We start from the raw sequence: 23,954 nt of genomic DNA, 5'->3' as shown, positions 1-23,954 counted from the left end.
GCCGCGGCTGCCGCACCCGTCCGGCCAGGCTGCCGTCAATGGTGCGGTCGGCCCACGCGACGCCAGCCACGGGTTCAGTATCTGCACGCCCTGCCGGTGCGGTACATCGCCAGCAGCACCCCGGCCACCGCCATGGCTTCGTCTGCGAGCCGGGCGAGGAACGCCGGGGCCAGAGGGATTCGTGACCTTGCGCGCGGGCGCGCAGGCACCTCGACTGGAGCAGTCGGGAACCCGACTCCGACGGTACACAGCCGCGTGCACGTGAGGTCAGGCGATCCGGTGCCGGTACGCCAACGGTTCGACGTCCGACGGCCCGCCTGTGGGCGGAGAGCCGATGAGGCAGAGATCGGGGGGGAGGTCCGTGCGTCGCTTCACATTGAGTTTGCGGTACACCCGGGTCAGATGCTGTTCGACCGTACTGATGGTGATGCAGAGCCGACGGGCGATCTGGCGGTTGCTCTGCCCGCGCGCGGCGAGCGCCGCCACCCGGCTTTCGGCACTGCTGAGGATCGGCAGCGACCCGGCCTCTCCGCCCTTCCGGTCACGCAGGCCCGCTCCGCCCAGCGGCAGCATCTGCGCCCGCCGGTTCGCCGTCTCCCCGTACGCGGTGCTGGGTGTGTTGCGCGCCGCGGCGAGCACCTCCAGCGCGGCCCTCCGCGCCTGGCCGTGTCGTGGCCCGCACCGGTCCAGCTGCTCATGCGCCAGATCTCGGGCCTGCTGGGCGCGTCCCAGCCGCAGGTACACCTCCGCCGCTCCGCCGCGCCACGGCAGCAGTGCGGGGACGTCCATCTGCCACTTCCGCGTCAGTGTGCCGACGGTGAGGAAAGCGTCCAGTGCGGCGGAGAGCTGGTCGGTGGCGAGGTGGTAGCTCCCGCGGGCGAGCATGTAGAAGAGGCCGACCGGGGTCTGGAACATCGCGTCGGGTACGGGGATCTCCAGCGTGTCCAGAGCGGCGTCGTACTCACTCAGCGCGGTGTGGGCGTTCAGGAGCACGCTCAGAGGGGCGCCGATCGCCACTCCCCAGCCCTTGCGCGACAACATCGTCAGGGCCGTCCGCGCGTGCTCGGTCGCATCGGCGAACTCTCCTCGCTGCAGCGCGACTTCGCTCAGCAACGAGGTGAACAGCGCGCGCCAGGTCGGGGCTGAGAGGTCCGTCGCCTCGGCGATCAGACGCTGACATGACCGCTCGGCTTCCGTGAGCCGGTCCGCGAAGATCAGGACTATGACGGACGCCACCAGCGCGGCGGCGGTTCGCTCACCCAGGCGATACCTGCGCAGCAGCCGTTCGGCCTCGTCGGCCGCCGCCGCGTCGGGGCCGCGGGTGAAGACGTCGTTCAGCAGCACCGCCCCGCGCAGCTGCGAGGCCAGCGCGTCCGGTGTCCCCTCCGGCACCTGGCCGATCGTATCGGCGGGCGACTCGGCCCCGGCGGGCACCGCGGGGTAGGTGACCCTCATCCACAGACGCGAGCAGTGGATGAGAGCAAGTGTCTCCGGGACCCGGGCCTGGGCCTGCGGCGACGCGGAGATGTCCGTCAGGGAGCTGACGGCCGAGCCGACATCGCCGAACCACAGCGGTGAATGGACCGGGATCGAGTTGTGCGCACCAGTCAGGAGCCCCGATCGCGCCGTGTCGGCAAGTGGGGGCAGCCGACGGACGGCCGCAGACGGATCCATCCGCCATTCCGTCTGGAACAGCGTGGCCATCAGGGCAGCCTTGAGCGCCTCGTCGTCGGTGTCGGCCTCCCCGGCCAGCAGCAGGCAGTCGCGCGCCAGGTCCGGTTCGCCGTCGTGCAGCGCCTGCGTGGCTGCCTCGGCCAGGACCGGTACGGCCCAGTCGGCGCTCACGCGGCCGGCGGCGAGCAGCTGCCGGGCGACGGCGGTCGGCGGCGCTCCGGCCTGGTAGAGGGAGTCGGCGATCAGCGCGCGCAGCTCCGTATGTTTCTCGGCCGCCATGCCATCGACGACCGCCGCGCGGGCCTGCGGATGGCGGAACGTGCCAGCGGCCAGGATGCCAGCCGAATTCAGGGCGCTGATTGTGCGGATGACGGACTCGGTTTCGATGCCGGTCAGCTGGCCGAGGAGGCGAGGGGTCGCCGAGTCGTCCATCAGCGCTGTGTACCTGGCCAGCGCGAGGGCTTGGGCGCCGCAGCGGTAAAGGCAGGCGAGCAGTGCCTCGTTGAAGCCGTGGTCCACGATGAGGCTGGGGGACGCCGCTTCAGTCCTGCGCTGGTCGGCGATCAAGCCTCGCAGGATTAGCGGATTCCCGCCAGTGATCGCGTACGCCTCCGCTGCAAGGCGCCGCGCGGGGTGCGGACCAAGGTGCCGGGCGAGCAGGGTGACCACGCCGTCCTGCGACAGTGGCCGCAGACGGATCCGGAGGGCGTACGCGTCCAGCGGGAGTCCGGCCTGTAGGACGGTATCGGCCGAGGAGCGGTCGGAGGACTCACTGAGCACGATCAGCAGCGGCGTACGGGCCAGCCGACGCACCACAGCGGCCAGACACTGCAAAGACACGGCGTCGGCGTGCTGGAAGTCGTCGATCCCCATCACCACCGGCCGACGGCTGTGTTCGACGAGGTCGACCAGCGGCAGGCAGACGCCGTTGACGACACCGGCCGACAGCGGGGAGGCTTCGGCCTGTACATCCTCGCCGACCAGGGTGCCGCCGTCCGTCAGGGGTGGAATGCCGGGTCCTGCGGACGGGAAGGCGCTCTTGGCGTCGCGGAAGAGCTGGGAGAGCACGCCGAAGGGCACCAGGTGCTCGGCCCGGGACGCCGTGGCGCCCAGGTAGACGGCGCCGGAGGCAACGACCTGGTCGGCGAACGTCCGCAGCAACCTGGTCTTTCCGCACCCGGCCGGGCCCGAGACGACCGCGAAACGGGTTGTCCCGGTGAGGCATTCGTCGAGGACCCGGTGCAGCCCCGCCAGGTGTTCTTCCTGTTCGTACAGCGGCTGCGGGCCGGCCGGTACGCTCTCACTTGTACGAATCTGGGTACCGAAGTCTTCCGTCATGTGTGTCCCCGGGAAATCTCGGTGGTGCCGTCGGCCGAGTACAGGCCAAGATCGGGTGCCTGTGTGTGGTGTCCGGACGACTCCGGCAGGATGCTCCTGGCTCACAGCGGGATGCCGAGTTCGCGTGCTTTGGCGATGGCTTCTACCCGGTTGCGCGCGTTGAGCTTCTGTAGGGCGTTCTGCAGATAGCCTTTGACCGTGTTACGGGAGATGAACAGCGCAGCGGCGATCTCCGGGTTGCTCTGGCCGAGCGCCACCCGCCGCAGCACGTCGTACTCGCGCGGCGTCACGAGCGTGTCGAGGGATGCCGAATCCCCCTGCTCCTGCGAACAGTTGAGCTTCCGCCGGGGTGTCGGTGCGCCCGGCCGCACTGTCTGGCCGACGGTGATCCCCAGCCGCACCAGACCACGGACCAAGCGCGGGTCGTCAGTCCTCAGCCGGATCCGCGGCAGCCCGAGTGTGGCCAGCATCTCCGCGGCGAGCGTGCAGTCCGCGTCCGCCTCCGATCGACCTGGCGGCCGACCGTCGGCATAGGTGACCGGGTTCCCGGCGCGCCGCGGGCAGACGTCCAATTCGCCGTAGCATCCGGTGCCCCGGCCTGTGTGCCGCAGATACAGCAGCAGACCGTCCGCATCGCACACGTCCTGCATCAGGTCCTGGAGTCGGTCGCCGCAGTCGCAGTGAAGCGAGCCCAGCGCCTCGCCGTTCAGGCACTGCATATGCACTCCCACCAAGGGAGCGCGGTCGTTGCTGGGCTGCGCGGCATCGCCAAAGGACAGCGCCAGATGCTCGCCCCGGTCGGCGAGCCCGGAGAACGTGAAGACGGTACTGACAGCCCTGCGGCCGTCCTTCAGGCCTACCTGCAGGCTGGCGGCGCCGCGCACGCGCAGGGAGCTGGGCTGCGTTGCGGTCGCCGCCGGTGCGGGCAGCGTACGCGGCGCTGTCTGCTGGTGTAAGACGGTGGTGTGGTCGGTGACCACCGGGTTCTGGTCGGGAAGGGTTGCCTGGCCGCCTTCGATGACGCTCATACCCGTACACCTCTGTCCGGCTCAGCAGCGATCGGCTGCGGGGCGGCGATGCCGAGTGCGACACCGGCCAGCCCGACCGGAGCACGGCCGCCGACCGGGAGTGTCTGGGCGATCAGTGTCTGCGGACCCAACGCCGTTGCGGCATCGGCCCGGTTGCTGCTGAGCGCGTACAGCGCGGTGTTGAGGTCCGGGCAGACACGGACCCCATGGGCCCATACGTCGTCCCCGGTGTTCACGCGCAAGGCCAGGCGAGTCGCGGCCTCCTCGTCGTCCAATGCCAGCTCGTCGGCCAGGGTCACCCACAGCCGGGCGGCGCCGATTCCGCAGTCGATCACCACGGTGCCCGATCGTGCGCCGCGAAGACCGAAGCGTGGACCAGGGCGGCGTTGCCGTGATGGCACTGCTGCCGGACCGCTTCGAGGATCTGCTGCGCCGCCAGGGGCTCCGTCCGGCGGAACGGCGGGCGGAAAGGGAATGCCAACTTGGTGCCGGCGGTGGGCTCGGATGTGGTGTCGGTGGTTGGCTGAAATCGCGTGGCCATCGGGTTCTCCGGTGAAGTGCGGGCGGGGGCGGGAGGTGGGGGGTCAGGACGTGAGGGTCGTGCGGGTCGTGCTCCGGTGTCGACGGGCGGGTCGCTCATGGCCCCTGACGACAGGCACGCTGAACCGCTCCTCGAAGCGCGCGACATACTCCTCGGCGCCGGGCTGGGTGACGGTCACCGCCCGCAGGGTGTGCGCACTGTCGGCCGGGCGCACACCCCGCGTGCACAGTTGGCGGACTGGTTCCGCGACCAAGCACGCTAAGGTCGCTCCCATCGCACCGGCCTGGGCGGACCAGCGCGCGACCGAAAAGCGCGGGACCAGCGCGATGGACCCGCCGCTGACCAGTGCCGACATCGATGCATGGCACTGCGTGTCGTGGTCCGACAGCGGCAGTGCGATGAACTGCCGGTCGTTCGGGCCCATGCGCAGATGCGCGGCTGCGGTGCGACCGACGTCGAGGTACGTGGCATGCGTGACGAGCACGTTCTCCGGCTGTTGCCCCGGTTCCGCGATGCACAGCGCGCCCAGTACGTCTTCTGGCCGGGGTTCGGGGTTCTGCAGCGGGTCCCACGGGGCGTCGGCCTGCGCATCGCGCGCCGCGGTGAAGGTTTCGTCACCGCTGTCCCCGATCACGAGCAGATGCCCGCAGTCGGGGGCTTGGACCTGCGCACGGGCGACGACTTCCTGCAACTCGGGCCGGGTGACTGTGAGATGGCAACGGGAGCGCCCAAGCACGTAGGCCAGTTCGTCGGAGGTGCACCGGGGGTCGGTGGGGACGAGTACCGCGCCGAGCCGGGCGGCGCCGAACCACAGGTCGAAGAACTCCGGGCAGTTGGTGGTGTGCACGTTGAAGCGGTCGCCGACCCGCAGCCCCAGCGAGCGCAGCAGACGGGCCGTGCGGGTGGCTCGTGCGTCCATCTCCGCCCAGCCGATGCTTCGTAGCTCGCCTGACGCGGCCGTCATCACGAGGAAGGCTTTGTCGCCCTGGAGCGCGGCGCCGTCGGCCAGCGCGGCGCCAACGGTGGCAGCAGCTCTCGATTTCACAGTGGAACCATCGACCTCGCTCCTCACACCTCTCGTAACGGATCATCAAGAGTTGCTTAACGAGGACTCGGCGGATGCCAAAGTGAGTGTTTCTCAATGACTCGTGCTGCACCGGGCTCTGCTGAAGATCTGCCACTGCTTCGGGTGTGCGAAGGCACGTTCGCCGAGAGCCCGCAGGAGGGCATTCACACTCCGGTCGCGTCGGCTCCGCGCTACGCCCGGTCGGCCAGGACGAGAACCCTGCCATCCCTCGCCCAGGCCTGGATGAGAAATCTTCAGCTTGATTCTGTCGGGGATCTTGGGGGATTTTCCGGTGCGGCAGTGTGATCAGGGGGCATGCTCAGGGCTGTTTCCAAAGTCCGATGCAGTTGTTGAGGTGTCCGTTGTCCCTTTGTCCCCGTTCCGGTGAGCAGGTTCCGTCTCTGACTGTGCGGATCGCGCGGGCGAGCAATCCGGGCGGTACGACGGCGATGTGGGTGAGAGACCGCGCCGATGCCGCTACCCAAGGCCCACCTGCAAACACGTCTTTACGGCCATCGTGGTGGACATCGAGCGTCTCAGTGGTCTGCCGGCGACCGGCGAAGCAACCCCTCCACGGCTGCCGACCGCTTTCCAGGGCTTTCTGGACAGAGTCAAGCTCAGTGCCTGTTTGCTCGTTCACGGACTGGTTTAGGGCTCATGGGCATCAGCAAAACGTCAGCGGAACGTCAGCAGGACGTGAGCGGTGGGCTGGAGAGTTGCGAGTGTCAGCGGCACGGCCGGGCCCGGGCCCTTCTCACACACGTCATATTCGGGGAATCTTCATGCGTACGGAGTTGCTGTGACAGTCGGTCCTGCCGAAGCCGTTCACCTCAGGCCGGGCGGTACCGGGCGCACGCCCGGCCGTCCCCTTTTGGCCCCTCACCAGGCTGTGCCTGGCCCGCGCACGTCACTCGAAAGAGTGAAAATCGAACGCCCGAATTGACGGGGTTCGAAGTAGAGTCGGACCTTGATCCGGAGTCCGCATCGTGAGATTTCGATGCCGTCGTGAGCCGGTTATCGATCTCCATGCCGATGTGTGAAGTTACCGGCTGCGCCCGCCAGTAGATCCTCCAGCGACGAGACATGTACATCAAGTCGCTGTGGGCTCTCGCGCAGGCGCGTTGAGCGCAGAAACGGAGAGGGACTGATGCCGACAACGGCTGCTTCTCATGTCCTTGTGGTGGACGACGACGAAGACGTGCGCACGCTCGCGGGCTGGCAGTTGGAGGCGGAGGGGTTCAGGGTCACGGCGGTGTCCGACGGGCAGGCCGCCCTCTCGGCCGTCGAGCGGGACCGGCCCGATCTGGTGCTGCTGGACCTGACTCTGCCACTCTTGGCGGGCCTCGACGTGCTCACGCACATCCGGCGGTCGGGGAACCTCCCGGTGATCGTGGTCTCCGGCCGTACCGGTGAAACCGACCGTATCATTGGCCTGGACCTGGGCGCCGACGACTACGTGATGAAACCTTTCTCTCCGGCCGAACTCGCCGCGCGGGTAAGGTCGGTGCTGCGCCGCAGCGGGCGGCAGGACGGCTCGGAGGGTGATGCGGAGCAGGTGCCGCAGGCCCCGGGACGGCCGCCGGAGCGCGAGATGCGGGAGCTGGTGGTCGACAGGGTGACCAGGACCGTCACGGCACGCGGCCGGTTCGTGGACCTCGCGGCCCGCGAGTTCGACCTACTTGCCTTCCTCTCCGACGCGCCGCGCCGCGTCTTCACCCGCGCGCAGCTCCTGGAACACGTCTGGCACTCCTCCAGCGACTGGCAAGAGCCGGCCACCGTCACGCAGCACGTCCACCGGCTGCGCCGCAAGCTCGAGCAAGACCCATACAAACCGCGATGGTTGCGCACCGTGCGAGGTGTCGGATACAAGTTCGAGCCGTGATATGGCTGCCCCCACACATCCCTTCTGCCCGGACATGCCGACTTCCCGAGACGATGACCCCGCCCGACGACGGCCGACGCCTGCTAGCACGGCAGGCCGAGATGCGTGCCGAGCTCTCCAAGGCGCTGAACGCGGTGACGAGCACGCTGGAGGAACTGCTTCCGGAAGCCAGGTGCTCGGTGCTGCTCCTGGACGAACGCACGAATCGGTTGCACCACGGCGCAGCCCCGAGCCTCCCCGCCGCCTACGTCGAAGCCATCGACGGCATGGACATCGGCCCCTGTGCCGGCTCGTGCGGCACTGCGGCCTACCATGCCGCACCGGTCGTCGTCTCCGACATCGACCGCAGCGACCTGTGGAACGACTTCCGGCCCGTGGCCCAGATGGCAGGTGTCCAGGCGTGCTGGTCCACACCCATCGTCGACAAGGAGGGCATGGTTCTGGGGACGATCGCGGTCTATCACCAGGCCCCGCACGTCCCCACCGAGCGAGAACGGCGGCTGGTCGAGCGGTTCACGCACCTGTGCGCTATCGCCCTTGACCACTCCAGAATCTTTGGCAGCCTCGTCCAGAGCGAGGAGCGCTTCTGCCGGGTCTTCGACGACAACGCCGCGGGCATGGCCCTGCTCGACCTCGATGGCCGACTGCGCCGCGTCAACCCCGCCCTGTGCCGGATGCTGCGCGTACCGGCATACCAGCTGGTCGGCCGGTCCTTCGGCGAACTGGTCCACCGCGACGACCGCGCGACGCTGCCCCAGCTGGGCGTGGCGCGCGGCGACGCCTGCCATGTCGAGCTGCGCTTCAACATGGCAGGCAGCGCCCCGCTCATCACGTCCACCACCTATTCCGCCGTGCATGACTCAAGCGGCGCCATCGTGTTGTGGTACGTCAACGTGGTCGACGAGACCGACCGGAAGGCCGCTGAGCAAGATCGCCAGGCGCGGGCCGCTGCGGTCGCCAGTCGGTGGACCGCCGAAAAGGCCAGCCAGGCAAAGTCACAGTTCCTGACGGCCCTCGCGCACGAGATCCGAACCCCGCTGCACGCGGTGGTCGGCTTCGGGGAGATGCTTCGGTCGGGCACCCTCTCGCCCGAGCGCAGCGTTGAGGCGCTGGACCGGATGGCCGGTGCCGCCAAGCACATTGTCGCCCTCGTCGAGGACCTCAGCGACGTCGCGGCGATCGAGGCCAAGGCACTGCACCTGCGCCCGCGGCCGGTGTCGATCGGACCGCTGCTGACCGATGTGCACGGTCTGGTGTCGACGACCGCACGGGACGCGGACGTCACGGTGGAGATCGAACTGCCCGACGGCAGCCCCGCCGCCAACTGCGACGAACGGCGCATCCGACAGGTCGTGCTTAACCTGGCCACCAACGCGATCAAATACAACCGTGCGGGCGGACGCGTGGTGCTGCGGGCGGAGCAGCCCTCGGCACGACAGGTGCGCATCGTGGTGGCTGACGACGGACCCGGCATACCCAAGCACCTTCAGCACCGGCTGTTCGTGCCGTTCGACCGGCTGGGCGCAGAGCGCACGAAGATTGCCGGCTCAGGCCTGGGGCTGCATGTGACCAAGGGGCTGGTGGAAGGCATGGGCGGCCGACTCGTGATCGAGAGCGGGTCGCTCGACGGCGGCACCGTCGCCTGCGTCACCCTCCCTGCCGTCGTACCTGCCTCTCACGACGAGCCCGTGCGACAGGCGGAAGATCTCGCGGAGCGGCGTGAATGAGGCGGCGGGCGGGCCGGTGCGACCGCCGCGGAAGGTTAGGGAAACGATCAACTTGCGTCCACGCGAACGGTTTCGACGTACACTGCCCGCGACGGCTGCCATCCGTCACCTACGGCAGCGGATGGCGTCATCCGCCCGTCTGCCGTCGGTCTGTAGCGTGCGTTCCATGCCCGCGCGGCCGGTCGGCGCACAGGCCCCGACGCGGTCGACCGGGCCACGCTCCCCTCATCACCGTGCCGACCCGACGGGACGGGTCGCACTTCCTCACCGGTTTCCCGACGCTGGCGCCCGACGCACGGGCGCCGATCCGATCGACATGAAGGGGGAACGGCGTTGGCGCGCCAGCTGATGATCGTGGACCCGGACGGGGTCGACGGCCACCGCACCATCGGAGAAGCAATCCAGTCGGCCCGCAGCGGCGCCATGATCAGTGTGCGGCCCGGCCGCTACGAGGAGAACCTCGTGGTGACCAAGACGGTCACCGTCGTCGCCCACGAACCGGGTTCCGTCGTGGACATAGCCCCGCGCACGGGCAGCGCCGTCCAGGTGCTGGCCGAGGCCGTCAAGCTCTCGGGCCTGCGGCTGCGCAGCGAGGACGATGAGGTCCCCGTCGTGGACGTGCCCCGCGGCCAGGCCGCCATGGACGACTGCGAGATCATCGGCTCCGCCTGGACGGCGCTGCTCTCCCGCGAGGAGGGCTCCTTGGCGATGCGCGACTGCCGGGTGACCAACCGCGCGGGCGCGGGCGTCGTCGACGTTTCGAGCTCCCCCAGTGTCGTTGAGAACTGCGTGTTCGAACGGCTCGGTACGTCCGCGGTGGTGATCGGTGAAGACGCTGCTCTAGTAGTGCGCGGCTGCACCGTGCGCGACGCCCGCGGCAACGGAGTCCTCAGCAACGGCCGTTCCCGCGGCACCGTCGAGGACTGCGTGATCTCCGGCACCGGCAAACCCGCTGTCGCCCTGGAACAGGACACCGCCACCAAAATTCTGCGCTGCCAGGTCCGCGACTCCTTTATTGGCTTCCACATCAATACCACCTCCCGGGTGGAACTGGCGGACTGCACCGCGCGCGAGACCTCCGGCCACGGCATCACGCTCGCCGGTGACAGCGACCCCGTCCTGCAGCGGATGGTCGTGGAGCGCTCCGGCAGCCACGGCATCGTCGTGGCCGGGCATGCCCGCGGTACCTTCACCGACTGCACGGTCGACCGGTCCCGTACCTCCGGCGTGGTCATCGAGGAGGCTGCGGCGCCCACGCTGAACCGGCTCACGGTTCGCAGCCCGGCGGGCCAGGGCATCGCGATCAGCGGCAGCGGGTCCGCCCGCCTGAACCGCGTCGAGGTCGTGGGCGCCGGTGGCCCCGGGATCGTGGTGGCCGAAGGCGCCGACCCGGTGCTGCGCCATGTGAGCGTCACAGAGGCCGCCGGGCATGCCGTGGTCGTACGCGACGGCGGCCGGGGCCAGTTCGAGGACTGTCAGGTCATCGGGGCCGGGCAGGCGGGCGTGGACATCACCGAGGGATCGCACCCCACCCTCCAGGGCACCACCGTGCGGGACGCGGCGCGGGCCGGAGTGCTCGTCGGGCGGCGCGGCGCCGTCACGCTGCTCGACTGTGAGGTGGTTGGCAGTGGCGGCGACGGTGTCGCGCTGACGGAGGACGCGGAGCTCACCGCCGTACGCACCCGGGTGCGCGGCGGGCGCGCCAACGGAGTCCTGATAGGGCGTCAGGCACAGGGTGCGCTGAACGGCTGTGAGCTGACCGGCAACGCTGGGGACGGCCTGCGGTTGGAGGGCAGCCGGCCCATCCAGGTGATCGGCTGCACCACCACGGACAACCAGGGCGCCGGAGTACGGCAGACCGCGCCCGACGGCGAGACCTCCGTCGAGGATCTGACCAGCTCGGGCAACCAGGATCCTGACGTATGGCGGGACGGAAAGGGCTCCGGTGGCGGGGACGCCGCGGACGACCCCCAAGGGTCCCTCGCGCAGCTGAACGCTCTCGTCGGGCTGCAAGCGGTCAAGGAGCAGGTCAACACGCTCGTCAATCTCAACCGGCTCTCCAAGCGGCGCCGCGAGGCCGGGCTGCCGGTGCCGACCAACGCGCGGCATGTGATCTTCGCCGGGCCGCCCGGCACCGGCAAGACCACCGTCGCCCGCCTGTACGGCAGCATCCTCGCGACCCTCGGCGTGCTGCGCTCGGGCCACCTCGTGGAGGTTTCCCGCGCCGATCTGGTCGCCAAGATCGTCGGCGGTACGGCCATCCAGACCACCGAGGTCTTCGAGAAGGCGTTGGGCGGGGTGCTGTTCATCGACGAGGCGTACACCCTCACCGCCCAAGAGGGCGGCGGGGGACCGGACTTCGGTCAGGAGGCGGTGGACACTCTCGTCAAGCTCATGGAGGACCACCGCGACGACATCGTGGTCGTCGCAGCGGGCTACACCGCCCAGATGAGCAGCTTCCTGGCGTCCAACCCCGGCCTCGCCTCCCGCTTCAGCCGCACCATCGAGTTCGAGAACTACAGCGTCTCGGAGCTGGTCACCATCGTCCGGCGGCAGTGCGACGCGAACCGCTACACCTTCCAAGAGGACACCGAGAAGGCGCTTGCCGCGCACTTCGAGCGGATGCACCGCAATGAGGCGTTCGGCAACGCCCGCGCGGCCCGCAAGGTCTTCGAGGAGATGGTCGACCGGCAGGCGTTCCGGCTCGCCTCGATGGTCGAGATGTCGCAGACGGACCTGACGACGTTCATGCCGCTGGACGTCGGCGACCAGGCCGCCGCTGCGGTCGGCGCCGCCGCCGTCCAGCAGGACAACGGAGCGCTGGACGCCCTCATGGAGAGGCTGAACGGCATGATCGGTCTGGCCGCCGTCAAGTCCGAGGTGGAGGCCATGGTCAACCTGCTGGGGACGGCCCGGCGCCGGCAGGCGGCCGGGCTGCCCGCCACGTCGGTGGGCCACCACCTGGTCTTCGCCGGGCCGCCCGGCACGGGCAAGACCACCGTCGCGCGCCTGTACGGGGAGCTGCTCGGCGCGCTCGGTGTACTGCCGCGCGGACAGCTCGTCGAGGTCGCCAGGGCCGATCTGGTGGGCCGCTATGTCGGGCACACCGCGCAGCTGACCAGGGACATGTTCGCGCGGGCGCGCGGCGGCGTGCTGTTCATCGACGAGGCGTACACCCTCACTCCGGCCGGAGGCTCGGCCAACGACTTCGGACAGGAGGCGGTGGACACCCTCGTCAAGCTGATGGAGGACCACCGCGAGGATGTCGCGGTGGTGGTGGCGGGCTACTCCGGTGAGATGGATCGGTTCCTGGCCTCCAACCCGGGCCTGGCCTCGCGCTTCTCACGTACTGTGCACTTCGACGACTACACAGCCGACGAGCTGGTCTCCATCGTGCTGGGTCAGTGCACCAGGGACGGGTACGAGTGCGTACCAGAGACGGTGGACGGGCTGCGGCATCTCTTCGCAACCACGCCGCGCGGCGCCGACTTCGGCAATGCGCGCTTCGCCCGGAAGGTCATGGAGTCGATGGTGACCCGGCAGGCGGGGCGGCTGAGCCGGATGCCCGAGGCCGGGGTGACGGACCTGCGTCGGCTGCTGCCGGAGGACCTGGCCACCGATCGGCTGTGACAGCGGGCTGCCCGGTGCGCATGCGGCGCTCCGGGCGGCCCGTCCTGCTGTTGCGTACTTCTCACTCGTCGAAGGTGAGAACCGCTTTGACCACCGTCTCTGCCGTGCGCTGCCGTGATGGCCTCGTTGATCCGCCTGAACGGGAAGGTGCTGATCAGCCGGCTCAGCGGGAACCTCCCCTCCTGGTGGAGATCGGCCGGCCACGGGATGAACTTGCCGGGCATCGTGTTCTCCTCCATCACGCCCACCAGCGACCGGCCGAACGGCAGATGCCCCTGGTCGATCGTGATCTCGTTGTCCGGGTCCTGGAAGCCCACGCTGGCGTACACGCCGAAAGACTGCAGGCACTCCAGGGCCTGACGGGCGGTCACGGGCAGGCCGATGCAGTCGACGGAGTACTGGGCACCGGCGCCGGCGATGTCGAGGACCGCTGCGACCGAGTCGGTCCCGGACGGGTCGATGACATGGGTGGCCCCGGCTCCGCGGAGAACGCCAGTTGGTCGGGCAGCGGGTCCACAGCGGCGATCGTGGCCATACTCCGAGGTCGGTGTGGCATGCCTCCGATCCGACGAGGTGCACCAGGACCTCTCCAGCACCCGGCGGCGTGATCTTCATCTTGGGGGATGCCACCCCTCGCCACTGGCCACACCACCCGCGCCAAACCCCCCATCTGTAGGTGGTGCGCGCCGAGCAAACTTGTATGTATGGGAGGACGCCTCGTTCCGCCGGAGCGAGCGCGCGAGATCATCGGGACGGGCGGGAGAGATGATGGGGCGGGACGGAGTTCGTAGTACGGCGCGGCCGACGGAGGGCAGGGCGACCGGCACAGCGGGTGCACCGGAGACGGCAGTGGAGGCCGCGGCGCCACGAGCGGAGGTCACGCGATCCGCCCGGGGCCGGCACCGCGTGCGAGCGGCCGTGGTCGCGGGGCTGGTGCTGGCCGGGACGGCCGGCGGGGTACCCGGCGCCGCCGCGGCGGGGACCGATGAGGGGACCACCCTCCCGCAGATCCCCACCGTCCTCCAGGGCGCCAAGTGCACCAAACCCTCGACCAAGCGGCCCGCCGCGCCGCCGTGGCAGCAGGTGGTCCTCAACCCGTCGGGGGCCTGGGACCTCACCGAAGGCTCGGGGGTCACGGTCGCCGTGGTGGACACCGGCGTGGACGCAAAGGGCTCGCCCGCGCTCGCCGGACGGGTCACCGAGGGGCCGGATGTGGTCTCCGGCGGATCGGCTGGTACGGACTGCGTCGGTCACGGCACGTTCGTCGCGGGGCTGATCGCCGCGGGGAAATCCGACGATGCGCGCTTCGCCGGGGTCGCCCCGGAGACCCGCATCCTGGCCGTACGCGTCACCGCGCACGACGGCAGCACCACGCCCGAGCACGTCGCCGCAGGGATCGAGGCCGCCGTGAAGGGCGGTGCGCGGGTGGTGAACGTACCGATCGCGCTGCCGAAAGACAGCGCGGCGCTGAGGGCGGCCGTGCAGACCGCCCAGCAGCAGGACGTGCTCATCGTCGCCCCGGCATACGCCGAGCAGCAGGACACCGAGACCAAGACGCCCGCCGCCTACCCCGCGGCGCTGCCCGGCGTGCTGGCAGTCGCCTCGCTCGCACCGCCTGACGGCTCGGTCGTCAGCGCGCAGGCACCGGGCACCGCGCCGGATCTTGCGGCGCCGGGGGAGAGTGTGATGAGCATCGGACCGGGCGGATCCGGCTATTTCACCGGCAGTGGTGCGGAGTTCGCATCGGCGCTGGTGGCCGGTACGGCGGCGCTGACCCGCTCCTACCGACCCGACCTGACGGTATCGCAGGTCGTCGCCAGGCTGGAGCGTACGGCCTATCATGCCGCGGTGGCCGGGCCGAGCCCGCTGGTGGGGTGGGGCGTGGTCGACCCGGCCGCGGCGGTCACCGCCGCGCTGCCCAACAGCAGCCACGGCGACGGCGCAGGGGCGCAGCAGCCGTTCCGGCTGGCCGCCCCCGCACCGGACTCCGCCGAGCACCGCGCATGGGCGGTCGTGGGCGGCGCCGCGGGGGTCATCTTGCTGGTGGCCCTGGTCGCCGTCGTGGTGCCGCGCGGGCGCCGCCGCAGCTGGCGTCCCGGCGTGCTCGGCGAGGTGTCCACGGACGGTGGCGTTCCTGCGAGCAGCGGCCCCGCCACCTCCTGAGCGCGCATCCCGGTGCCTCCGCCCTTATCCGCTTTCGCCTGCAGTACCCGCCGTCCCATTTTCCGGAAAAAAAAATCCCGTACGGGGATTCAGAAGGGGTGCCGAAACCCTCCAAGTGGGGGTGGTGGACGCCCCTTCCTTTTGTTATCCGGATTTTTCGAACCTGTATCGATATTGAGAATTCGACGTCTCTTGATGTGCAACTGCGAACGGTTGGGTCACCGGATTCCACGGGTAACGGACCCACCCGGACTTGCTCCACGAAGACCGCCCCGGTCGCGGGATCGCGACCGGGGCGGCACTACGTTCCGAGGGCCCGTACCGTTACGGAGTCGGCGGCGTCGCCGTGAAGCCGGTCTGCACCTGCGTACTGCCCCGGCGGGTGACGTACAGGCCGCGTCCCGTCGGCATGACCCGCGGCTTCACGCCAGGCAGGAACATGCCCTCCGACGGCGGGCAGGACAGCATCAACGCGGGCGTGTTGACCTCCAGCAACTGCCGCAGCAGCGGGTCGCTCATGCCGCGCGAGGCGCCGTTGGCGCTGCGCGCTACGACCACGTGCAGTCCCAGCTCGTTGCCCTGGGCCAGGAACTCCAGCAGCGGCGTGAACGGGCTGGCACCCGACAGGGGGCCCCCGCCGACCATCTCGAAGTCGTCCACGACCAGGAACAGCTGCGGCCCCGTCCACCAGTCGCGCTTGCTCAGCCGCTCCGGCGAGATGTCCGGCCCCGGCACCCGGTCGCGCATCGCGCGAGCCACCCCGTCGATCATCTGCCGCAGCTTGTCGGTGGCCACCGCGTACCCCAGGCGGTTCTCCTGCGGTACGGCGGCGGCAAGCGTACGCCGGAAGTCCACCAGCATCACGCGCCCCTGGTCCGGGGTGTACCGGTTGACGATGGCCCGGCAGATCAGAGACAGCAGGTTGGTCTTGCCCGTCTCGGCGTCGCCCACCACGATCAGGTGCGGGCTGGCCTCGAAGTCGTGCCACATCGGCTCCAGCCGCTGGTCCTCCAGGCCCAGCGGAACGCGCAGATCGCCCTCGGCAGGCGGCAGCGTCGCCGCATCCAGCTCCAGCGGCAGCATTCGTACCGGCGGCGCCTTCGGTCCGTCCCAGCTCTGCGCTACGGCGTTCACCAGAGCCGCAACGCCCTCACTGAGTGACGAGACCTGCGGATCGCCGTCCAGGCACGGCAGCCCGGTGAGGAAGTGCAGCCGATCCTCGGTCAGGCCGCGCCCCGGCGCCTTCGGTACGGTCTCGGCCGCACGCATGTTGATCATGGAGTCGACGGCGTCGCCCAGCCGCAGCTCGAAGCGGGTGCCCAACTGGTCGCGCAGGCCGCTGCTGATCTCGCTCCACCGTGTCGACGCGACGATCAGATGCACACCGAAGCTCAGACCGCGCGAGGAGATCAGGTTGAAGGTCGGCACCAGGTCCATGAAGTCCTGGCGCACCGTGCTCCAGCCGTCCACGACAAGGAACACATCGCCCCAGCGCTCATCGGCGAGCTCACCGGCCGAACGCCGACGCCGGAAGTCCGCCATCGACTCGATGCCCAGCTCCGCGAACCGCCGCTCGCGCTGCGCGATGATCCCCGTCACCTCCGCGACCGTACGCACCACCCGCTCGGGATCCAGCCGCCCCGTGACCCCGCCGACGTGAGGCAGTCCGGAGAGCACGGAGAGCGAACCGCCACCGAAGTCCAGGCAGTAGAACTGCACTTCTTGCGGCGTATGGGTGAGTGCGAGCGCGCCGATCAGGGTCCGTACGAGATTGCTCTTGCCGCTTTGCGGCCCGCCCGCGATGCCGACATGGCCGCCCGCCCCGGACAGGTCCGCCAGCAGCGGATCGCGCCGCTGGTCGAAGGGCCGGTCGACGATACCGACGGGCACGATGAGCGTGCCCGCCTGGCGCGGGTCCGCAGGGGACAACCCACGCCCGGGGACCGACGCCAGTGGCGGCAGCAGCGCGTCCAGGACCGGCGCGTCGTCCAGCGGCGGCAGCCACACCTGATGGGCCGCCGCCGCACCCGACTCGCGCAGCCGGTCCACCGCCACGCTCAGCAGGCTCGGCGCGTCCTCGTCGTCCGGCACCGCGACCGGTTCGGGATCCGCCTGCGGCAGCTGCCGCGGCGGCACCCACGCCGTGCTGAACGGCACCACTTGACCCGCCACGACCGCTTGCGGCGTGCTGCGCCGGACCTGCCGGTAGGGGCCCGAGACGTAGGCGGCCTTGAAGCGGGTGAGCGTGCCGACATCGTTCTTCAGCAGACCGCTGCCCGGCTGCGAGGGCAGGTTGTAGGCGTCCGGCACACCGAGCACACCGCGGCTCTCCATGGCGGAGAACGTCCGCAGACCGATGCGGTACGACAGGTGGGACTCCAGCTGGTGCATCCGACCCTCGTCCAGCCGCTGCGAGGCGAGCAGCAGGTGCACACCGAGGCTGCGCCCGAGCCGCCCGATCATCACGAACAGCTCCATGAAGTCGCGGTGTGCGCTGAGCAGTTCGCTGAACTCGTCGACCACGATGAACAGCGTCGGCAGCGGCGCCAGGTCCGCGCCCGCCTCGCGGGCCCGCTCATACTCCAGCGCCGAGGCGTAGTTGCCCGCCCGCCGCAGCAGCTCCTGGCGGCGGACCAGCTCGCCGTGGAGCGCGTCCTGCATACGCGCCACCAGCGCCGTCTCGTCCGCGAGGTTGGTGATCACCGCGGAAGTGTGCGGCAGCCGGTCGAGACCGAGGAACGTCGCACCGCCCTTGAAGTCCACCAGGATGAAGTTCAGCGTCTCGGAGGAGTGGGTGAGGGCCAGCCCCAGGACCAGGGTGCGCAGCAGCTCGGACTTGCCCGAGCCGGTCGCCCCGATGAGCATGCCGTGCGGGCCCATACCGCCCTGCGCAGACTCCTTGATGTCCAGCTCCACCGGCGAGCCGTCCGCCGACAGGCCGATCGGCACCCGCAGTCGCTCACCCTCGGCCCGCGTCTGGAGCCGGTCCACGGCCGCGGTCCGCAGATCGAGGATGCCCAGCAGCCCGGTCAGCTCCATGTCCGTCTGCAGCGGCTGTTCCGACTGGATACTGGTGCCGGGGCGGTAGGGCGCCAGCGTGGCGGCCAGTACCCGCGCCGCGGCCGTGCCCAGCCGCTCCGGGCACCCGACCACGGTCTCCGTTTCCTTGCCGTTGCGGTCGGCCCCCACCATCCGCAGCTCGTCGGGGTCCACACGCAGCCGCAGCACCGTACGGGAGACCTTCCACTCCAGGACGCCGCGTACGTCGAGCACGACCGCGTTGCGGTAACCGCCGCTCGCCAGCCGCGCCCCGGCCGGTACGTTCGCGGTGTCCAGCACGATGACGGTGTACGGCTCGCTGCGGCTCGGTTCGCCGTCGGGGGCGAACGTGGGCCGCTGCGCGAACTCCGCGCCGAGCAGCTGCTCCAGGTCCGAGACCGTGTCGGTCACCAGGCGCACCGCGCCCGCCCCGTCGGTCTCCACCGGGTGCTGGGCGTGCGGCAGCCATTTCGTCCACTCCCACTCCGCGCGCGCGTCATCGTCGGTGACAAGGACGATGTCCAGGTCGCCCGGCGCGTGCAGCACCGCCAGCTGCGCCAGCAGCGCCCGTACAGCCGCCCTGGCCGCGGCCTGGTCGCCGCGCAGCAGAATGCGGCCGTACGAACGCAGGCGCACGGCGACCGGCTGGTCAGGCACCGTTCCCCAGGCGCGGATGAACCGCCGCAGCGCATGGGCGCACAACGGTTCGAGGTCCTCCACCGGCTTGGTGGACAGCGGGGTCAGCTTCAGGGCGAGCTGCTGGGGGCCGCGGGCGATCCGAACCTCCGAGAAGTCCTCATCAGTCAGTCGGCGCTCCCAAAGTCGGCTGGTGCGGGCCAGCGACCACAGCGCCGCCGGATCGGGGTGCTGCCACGCCTGTGCCTGCCGCTGCTGGGTGACCACCTTGCGGATCCGGTTCCGACTGGTGCTCAAGTACCGTAGGTAGTCCCTGCGTTCACCGCGCAGCTTTTGCTTGCGGTCCTGGGCGCTACGCATGAACTGGGACACCAGCATGCCGACCGCGGAGACGGCCATCAGGCCGATCGCGACGTACTGGAGAGCCCCGCCGCCGCCTCCCGGTCTGAGAAAGACCAGCATCATGCCCATCGAGCTGAGGGCCATGGGGAGATACGTGATCACGCCGGACAGCGCACCCTGCGGCTCCGGCAGGGCCGGCGGCTCCTGCAGGCTCAGCTCGCCGTCGGGCATCTGTGGCCCCGGGCGGCGTGGTGGACGGCGGAATGTGACTGTACTCAAGACGGATCTTCCTTCACCGGGCGGTCGGCCGATTCTTTGCAAAAGCGAGCCATGAATGGGGGTTTGCTGCTCCATGAGCAAGCTGCCGGTGGGACACCTTTAGCTGACGGGGGTACGATCTGCAGCCAAGATTACTGATAAGCAAGCAGGATAGTGTTCCCCTCAATTCCCGTCGACCCGGACCTATTTCGGATCGAAGAGAGCGAGCCGTCGTGAGTGACACCGTCGGCCTGTGCCGACTAACCGTCCGATGCCCCGACCGCAGCTTCGAAATCGGCGTACCCGTCGACGTGCCGGTCGCCGACCTACTGCCCGTCCTCGTCGACTACGCAGGTGGCGACCTGCACGAACGGGGACTGGAACAAGGCGGCTGGACCGTGCAGCGGCTCGGCGAGCCGCCCCTCGACGAGGAAGGCACCCCGCGCTCGCTGGAGCTGCGTGACGGCGAGACACTGCATCTGAGAACCTGTCAGGACGCCTTGCCCGAGGTCGCGTTCGACGACGTGGTCAGCGGCATCGGGGAAGTGCTGCGCGACCGGCCGGACTCCTGGCGCCCCCAGCTCACCCGCCGACTGCTGCTCGGCTTCACCGCGACCGCGCTGACCGCGGGGCTCGTCGTCCTCGCCCTGCCCGGTCCGGCTGTGCTGCGGGCCGTGGTTGCCGCCGGTTTGGCCCTGCTGCTCATCGCCTGCTCTGCCGCCGCCTCCCGGGCGGTCGGCGACGCCGCGGGCGGCGCGGTGCTCGGCATCGTTTCCGTACCCTGCATGGCGCTGGCCGGCGCCCTGGTCCCGTCGGCGGGCAGCGGTGATGTGCTGCTCGGGGCGCGGCTCCTGGCCGCGGGCGCCGCCGGGGCGGGCGCCGCCGTGCTGGCCCTGGGAGCCGTCGCGGCCTGGGCTCCGCTGTTCCTCGGGGCCCTGACAGTGGCGCTCTTCGTCGCCGCGGGCGGGGCCGTCGCGGTGGCCGGACCGCCGCTCGGCCATGTCGCGGGCGTCGTCGTCATCTGCGCCCTGGTGTGCGGCGGATTCGTCCCGGGCCTCGGGTTCCGGCTCGCCGGGCTGCGGCTGCCCGTGCTGCCTGCCAACTCCGATCAGCTCCAGGAAGGCATCGCCCCGCACCCCGCAGACCAGGTCAGGACCCGCGCCGTGCTCGCCGACTCGTACATGACCGGCCTGTTCACCGCGCTTGGCCTGGTGAGCGTCGGCTGCATCACCGCGCTGGTCGCCGCGCCGGAGACGGACGGTTGGCCGCCGGCCGTGTGCGCGGCCGTGCTCAGCATCCTCCTGCTGCTGCACGCTCGGAACCTCGGCAGCCTCTGGCACCGGCTCGCCATGGTGCTGCCCGGCGCGTACGGGCTCACGCTGCTGGCGTGCGTGACCGCCGCGGGCCTGCCGCTGTCGGCCCGGCTGGGCCTGGTCGCCGCGCTGATGACGGCGGCGGCCGTCGCGGCAATCGCCGCCTGGACCGTGCCTGGACGCCGCCTGGTGCCGTACTGGGCGCGGATCGGTGACCTCGTGCACACCGCCACCGCGATCGTCCTCATGCCCCTGGCGATCCTCGTCGCCGGTGTCTACCAGCAGTTGCGTGCCATCAAGGGCTGACGCGCACCGCGCAGCCGCAACTGGCCGTAGCCTCGGCCGAGGAAGGGGAGTTCCATGCAGTCCAGGCGGGACCAGGTCCAGGCCCAACTGTTCGTGATGAGCCGGCTGTCGTCGGGGATGCTGCGGGCCGACCCCGACACCCCCGACGCACCGCTGGCCAGGACCCGGCGAGGCCTGATCGGCGGCGCCCTCATTGCAGTGCTCATCGCCATCGGCACCGCCGTGTACGGGATGATCTCACCGGGCGGCGCCACCGCTTGGCGCACCCCGGGAACGCTCGTGCTGGTCCGCGACTCCACCAGCCGCTACCTGTACGCGAACGGCGTCCTGCACCCCGTGCTCAACGAGGCGTCGGCCAAGCTGATCGCAGGCAGCCAGATGCGGGTGGAGACCGTCACCGCCGCCTCGCTCGGATCCACGCCGCACGGCGCGCCGATCGGCATCGTCGGCGCGCCCGACTCGGTGCCCGGCGCGGCGTCGCTGGACTCCGGTGCCTGGCTGGCGTGCGGCGGACGCGCCTCTGACGGTCACGGCGGCAAGCGTGAAGTGCTCAGCGTCTCCGTCGGCCGGCCCGAGGTCGGGCGGGAGCTGAGCGACGGGGACGGCATCCTGGTCTCCGCGCCCTCCGGTGGCGTACAGCTGCTGTGGAAGGGGATGCGGCACCGCCTGGACACCGCGAACGGCGCCCACTCCGCGCTCGGCTGGGCGGGCTCCTCACCCATGCCCGTCAGCGATGCCTTCCTCAACACCCTGACGGCCGGCACCGACGTCACCTCCCCGGACGTAGCGGGGCGAGGCGAGCCCGGTCCGGAGTTGGCCAGCGGCGAGACGGCCTATGGCCAGCTGTTCGAGGGTCCGGCCGGCCAGCACTACCTGCTGCGCGAGGACGGCCTCGTACCGCTGACGCCCATGCTCTTCGACCTGCTGCGCGGCGATCCGCGGACGCAGGACAAGGCGTACGGCGGCGGAATCGTTAAGGTGCGGTCCATCGGCCCCGCCGAGCTCGCCGCCCACCAGGCGTCCAAGCAGGTGGAGTTCGCCCTGGCGGAGGGGCTGCCGAGCACGCCGCCACAACTGGTCGCGCCCCGTGAGGACCAGGAAGTCTGCGCGAAGGTCACCCCGCACGGCAGCACTCCCTCCACCAGCGTCACCGTGGTGGACTCGGCGGAGGTCCCGGCGGGCGCCCCCGACAACCAGCCCGGCGTCCAGGCCAGCTGTCTGCAGTCGGACCGGATCTGGGTGCGGCCCGGCAGCGGGGTACTGGTGCGGGCGCTGTCCTCGTCGGGTTCGGGCTCCTCGCAGTACCTGGTCACCGACGCGGGCGTGGTCCATCCGCTGTTCCCCGACGCGGTCAAGCAGTTGGGGTACGAGAAGGCGCAGTCCGTGGCGGTTCCCGCGCAGTGGCTCCAGCTCCTGCCGACGGGGCCGAGCCTGGACCCGGCCAGTCTCGCGCGCGGCGGAGTGGTCCAGGCCGCCAAGTCGTCCACCGGCTGTCCCGGTTCGGGCTCGAATTCCTGACGGGCGAGGTGAGTGAGAACATCAGCCTTTGGTATGACTACAGGCCGCACGGGCTTCAATACAGTGCAACTGATCGAGCCCTCGGAACCGGTTCCCGATCAGGTCTCACACGTCCTGGTCCGCGAACTCCCACCGCTCAGGCCCGATATTCGTGCGCGGCACGATCCCCCTCCGTTTTGACACGGCTCCCAGGTGACAGACGCAAAGTGGCAGCGCCGCTTCCAACGAGGTCTGTCAGCCTTCGTCGAGAGGAAATTCCATGTCCGGTGGCCACGCCCTCAGTAAACAGGATCAGGATATCCGCAATGCGCTGGTGATCCTCGAGGGCCAGATGGAGAAGATGCGCACCGCGGAGCACACCGTGGAGGGCATCCTCCGGGACGTCGACGGGCACTACAAGGCGCAGTCCAGCCGCGTCTTCCAGGACCGGATGCGGGGCTGGATCGACGCCTACAACAGGGTCTCGCGGAAGGTCAACGACCTGCACGCGAGCCTCCAGTCGGCCAACCAGCAGCTGAACGTCGGTGAGGACGAGGCGATCCAGCACGCGAGCAACTGGCAGGGCACGGACCTCGACGGGATCCAAAGCACGCTCGCCGGCGGTTCCTCCGCCTCCTGACCGGCCCGTCCGGGCGGCTCGCCTCCCCGCCCGGACGGGCCATACGCTTCCCCCTTCCGATCGACGAAACGCGCGGACAAGCGCAGGCCGACGCAGACACCAAGGAGCCGACATGGCCGATATCGACATGCTGATCAATGACACGCGCCACGACGTGGACAACCTGAACCAGGCGAATTCCCAGATGATGCAGGCGCTGGATGACATGGTCCAGCAACTGCGGCCGATCGCCGGGAGCTTCAAGGGTGCGTCCAGCTCGGCGTGGCAGGAGGTTCAGACGACGGTCAACACCACCATCGCGGAGATGAACACCTCCCACAAGCAGGGGGTCGCAGCCCTCAACGAGATGGTCGAGCGCCTGCTCCACCACGACCTCCAGGGCGCCAGGGGGTTCTGAGGAGGATCGGTCGTCGGACGCTGACACGGGAGTCACCGCATGAGTGGCAACGACAACGAATCCGGTACTGGCAAGCTCAAGGTGACCGAGGGATACCTCGAGAACTTTGCCCGGAACGTCATCAACACATTCCTCAAGGAACTGTGGGATAACGATGACTACCGCAATCTTTCAGGATTTGCCGACGGACCCATTGGTCCCGGGGGGTACGGCAAAATCCTGGCCGGCGGCAAAAGCTGGGCCCCTGCGGAAGCCCTGCAGAAGAAATACCACGGGTTGTGCACGAGCCTGAAGCAGCAGATCGACGCATTCTCCAAGACCATGGGTGATCTCTCGAGTGACCTGCTGAGCGTCAATCAGATCCTGGACAAGGGCGAGCAGGAAGCCGAGTTGACGGCTTCGGAAATGATGCAGGACCTGACAGACATTCTGAACGGGTTGAGCGGCGGTTCTCCGTCGACGACCAAGCCGTAGGTA

At 69.8% G+C, this 23,954-nt stretch carries 15 protein-coding genes and 1 pseudogene; 9 read left to right on the top strand and 7 right to left on the bottom strand.

Annotation, left to right across the window (positions count from 1 at the left end; translation table 11 throughout):
- Window positions 1-267: 267 nt before the first annotated feature.
- The 5 genes from ABZ826_RS30805 to ABZ826_RS30785 all read right to left on the bottom strand — a co-directional run bounded on the left by ABZ826_RS30805 (window position 268) and on the right by ABZ826_RS30785 (window position 5,626).
- On the bottom strand, window positions 268-3,012 hold the full coding sequence (locus ABZ826_RS30805; RefSeq protein WP_361455494.1) for an AAA family ATPase: 2,745 nt from the start codon (window positions 3,010-3,012) through the stop codon (window positions 268-270).
- A 101-nt stretch (window positions 3,013-3,113) separates the two neighbouring features.
- The gene (locus ABZ826_RS30800; RefSeq protein WP_361455491.1) at window positions 3,114-4,040 is read right to left on the bottom strand and encodes a LuxR C-terminal-related transcriptional regulator; all 927 of its coding nucleotides are present in this window, start codon (window positions 4,038-4,040) and stop codon (window positions 3,114-3,116) included.
- A complete protein-coding gene (locus ABZ826_RS30795) occupies window positions 4,037-4,378 on the bottom strand; it encodes a hypothetical protein (protein ID WP_361455488.1) in 342 nt (113 codons plus the stop codon). Before ABZ826_RS30795 ends, ABZ826_RS30800 begins: the two co-directional genes overlap by 4 nt.
- Window positions 4,372-4,581, bottom strand: coding sequence for a hypothetical protein (locus ABZ826_RS30790; RefSeq protein WP_361455485.1), 210 nt, complete (start codon window positions 4,579-4,581; stop codon window positions 4,372-4,374). Before ABZ826_RS30790 ends, ABZ826_RS30795 begins: the two co-directional genes overlap by 7 nt.
- A 43-nt stretch (window positions 4,582-4,624) precedes the next feature.
- Window positions 4,625-5,626 (bottom strand): AMP-binding protein, encoded by a 1,002-nt coding sequence (locus ABZ826_RS30785; protein WP_361455482.1) that lies wholly within the window; start codon window positions 5,624-5,626, stop codon window positions 4,625-4,627.
- 1,201 nt (window positions 5,627-6,827) lie between these two features.
- Between ABZ826_RS30785 and ABZ826_RS30780 the strand changes: the two genes are divergently transcribed.
- From ABZ826_RS30780 to ABZ826_RS30770, 3 genes are all read left to right on the top strand, one after another.
- On the top strand, window positions 6,828-7,529 hold the full coding sequence (locus ABZ826_RS30780; RefSeq protein WP_361455479.1) for a response regulator transcription factor: 702 nt from the start codon (window positions 6,828-6,830) through the stop codon (window positions 7,527-7,529).
- Window positions 7,484-9,256: an ATP-binding protein gene (locus ABZ826_RS30775; RefSeq protein ID WP_361455476.1), complete on the top strand. Its 1,773-nt coding sequence runs from the start codon at window positions 7,484-7,486 to the stop codon at window positions 9,254-9,256. The genes ABZ826_RS30780 and ABZ826_RS30775 overlap by 46 nt, the downstream gene beginning before the upstream one ends.
- Before the next feature lie 333 nt (window positions 9,257-9,589).
- A complete protein-coding gene (locus tag ABZ826_RS30770; RefSeq protein ID WP_361455473.1) occupies window positions 9,590-12,886 on the top strand; it encodes a right-handed parallel beta-helix repeat-containing protein in 3,297 nt (1,098 codons plus the stop codon).
- Between the two features lie 248 nt (window positions 12,887-13,134).
- Here the strand turns inward: ABZ826_RS30770 and ABZ826_RS30765 are convergent.
- A pseudogene (locus ABZ826_RS30765) lies at window positions 13,135-13,482 on the bottom strand (zinc-binding dehydrogenase); the annotation flags it as partial.
- Between the two features lie 310 nt (window positions 13,483-13,792).
- Here ABZ826_RS30765 and ABZ826_RS30760 point away from each other — a divergent pair.
- Window positions 13,793-15,049, top strand: a complete 1,257-nt coding sequence (locus ABZ826_RS30760; protein ID WP_361455470.1) for a S8 family serine peptidase — start codon at window positions 13,793-13,795, stop codon at window positions 15,047-15,049.
- 324 nt (window positions 15,050-15,373) lie between these two features.
- Here the strand turns inward: ABZ826_RS30760 and eccCa are convergent, their stop codons facing one another.
- Window positions 15,374-19,345 carry a type VII secretion protein EccCa gene (gene eccCa, locus ABZ826_RS30755; RefSeq protein WP_361455467.1) on the bottom strand — a complete coding sequence of 1,324 codons (3,972 nt, stop codon included), beginning with the start codon at window positions 19,343-19,345 and terminating at the stop codon, window positions 15,374-15,376.
- Window positions 19,346-19,557: 212 nt separating this feature from the next.
- Here eccCa and eccD point away from each other — a divergent pair, with 212 nt between their 5' ends.
- The 5 genes from eccD (at window position 19,558) to ABZ826_RS30730 (ending at window position 23,951) form a co-directional block, all read left to right on the top strand.
- Window positions 19,558-20,943 (top strand): type VII secretion integral membrane protein EccD, encoded by a 1,386-nt coding sequence (gene eccD / locus ABZ826_RS30750; RefSeq protein ID WP_361455464.1) that lies wholly within the window; start codon window positions 19,558-19,560, stop codon window positions 20,941-20,943.
- Window positions 20,944-20,997: 54 nt separating this feature from the next.
- Complete coding sequence (gene eccB / locus ABZ826_RS30745; RefSeq protein WP_361455461.1) at window positions 20,998-22,461, top strand: type VII secretion protein EccB; 1,464 nt, start codon at window positions 20,998-21,000, stop codon at window positions 22,459-22,461.
- A gap of 259 nt (window positions 22,462-22,720) precedes the next feature.
- Window positions 22,721-23,080: a hypothetical protein gene (locus ABZ826_RS30740; protein WP_361455458.1), complete on the top strand. Its 360-nt coding sequence runs from the start codon at window positions 22,721-22,723 to the stop codon at window positions 23,078-23,080.
- 112 nt (window positions 23,081-23,192) lie between these two features.
- Window positions 23,193-23,477, top strand: coding sequence for a hypothetical protein (locus ABZ826_RS30735; protein ID WP_361455455.1), 285 nt, complete (start codon window positions 23,193-23,195; stop codon window positions 23,475-23,477).
- A gap of 39 nt (window positions 23,478-23,516) precedes the next feature.
- Complete coding sequence (locus ABZ826_RS30730; RefSeq protein WP_361455452.1) at window positions 23,517-23,951, top strand: hypothetical protein; 435 nt, start codon at window positions 23,517-23,519, stop codon at window positions 23,949-23,951.
- Window positions 23,952-23,954 lie beyond the last annotated feature (3 nt).

This window comes from Streptomyces sp. NPDC047515 (genome assembly GCF_040643055.1).
GTDB lineage: Bacteria > Actinomycetota > Actinomycetes > Streptomycetales > Streptomycetaceae > Streptomyces.
Note: the sequence above shows the minus strand (reverse complement) of the source record. Positions and strands in the feature narration are given on the sequence as shown.

What these genes read in the sequence shown, in the direction of transcription:
- ABZ826_RS30805 (WP_361455494.1), bottom strand. Translation starts at nt 3,012, where the DNA reads ATGACGGAAGACTTCGGTACCCAGATTCGTACAAGTGAGAGCGTACCG.
- ABZ826_RS30800 (WP_361455491.1), bottom strand. Translation starts at nt 4,040, where the DNA reads ATGAGCGTCATCGAAGGCGGCCAGGCAACCCTTCCCGACCAGAACCCG.
- ABZ826_RS30790 (WP_361455485.1), bottom strand. Translation starts at nt 4,581, where the DNA reads ATGGCCACGCGATTTCAGCCAACCACCGACACCACATCCGAGCCCACC.
- ABZ826_RS30775 (WP_361455476.1), top strand. Translation starts at nt 7,484, where the DNA reads ATGGTTGCGCACCGTGCGAGGTGTCGGATACAAGTTCGAGCCGTGATA.
- eccB (WP_361455461.1), top strand. Translation starts at nt 20,998, where the DNA reads ATGCAGTCCAGGCGGGACCAGGTCCAGGCCCAACTGTTCGTGATGAGC.
- ABZ826_RS30740 (WP_361455458.1), top strand. Translation starts at nt 22,721, where the DNA reads ATGTCCGGTGGCCACGCCCTCAGTAAACAGGATCAGGATATCCGCAAT.
- ABZ826_RS30735 (WP_361455455.1), top strand. Translation starts at nt 23,193, where the DNA reads ATGGCCGATATCGACATGCTGATCAATGACACGCGCCACGACGTGGAC.
- ABZ826_RS30730 (WP_361455452.1), top strand. Translation starts at nt 23,517, where the DNA reads ATGAGTGGCAACGACAACGAATCCGGTACTGGCAAGCTCAAGGTGACC.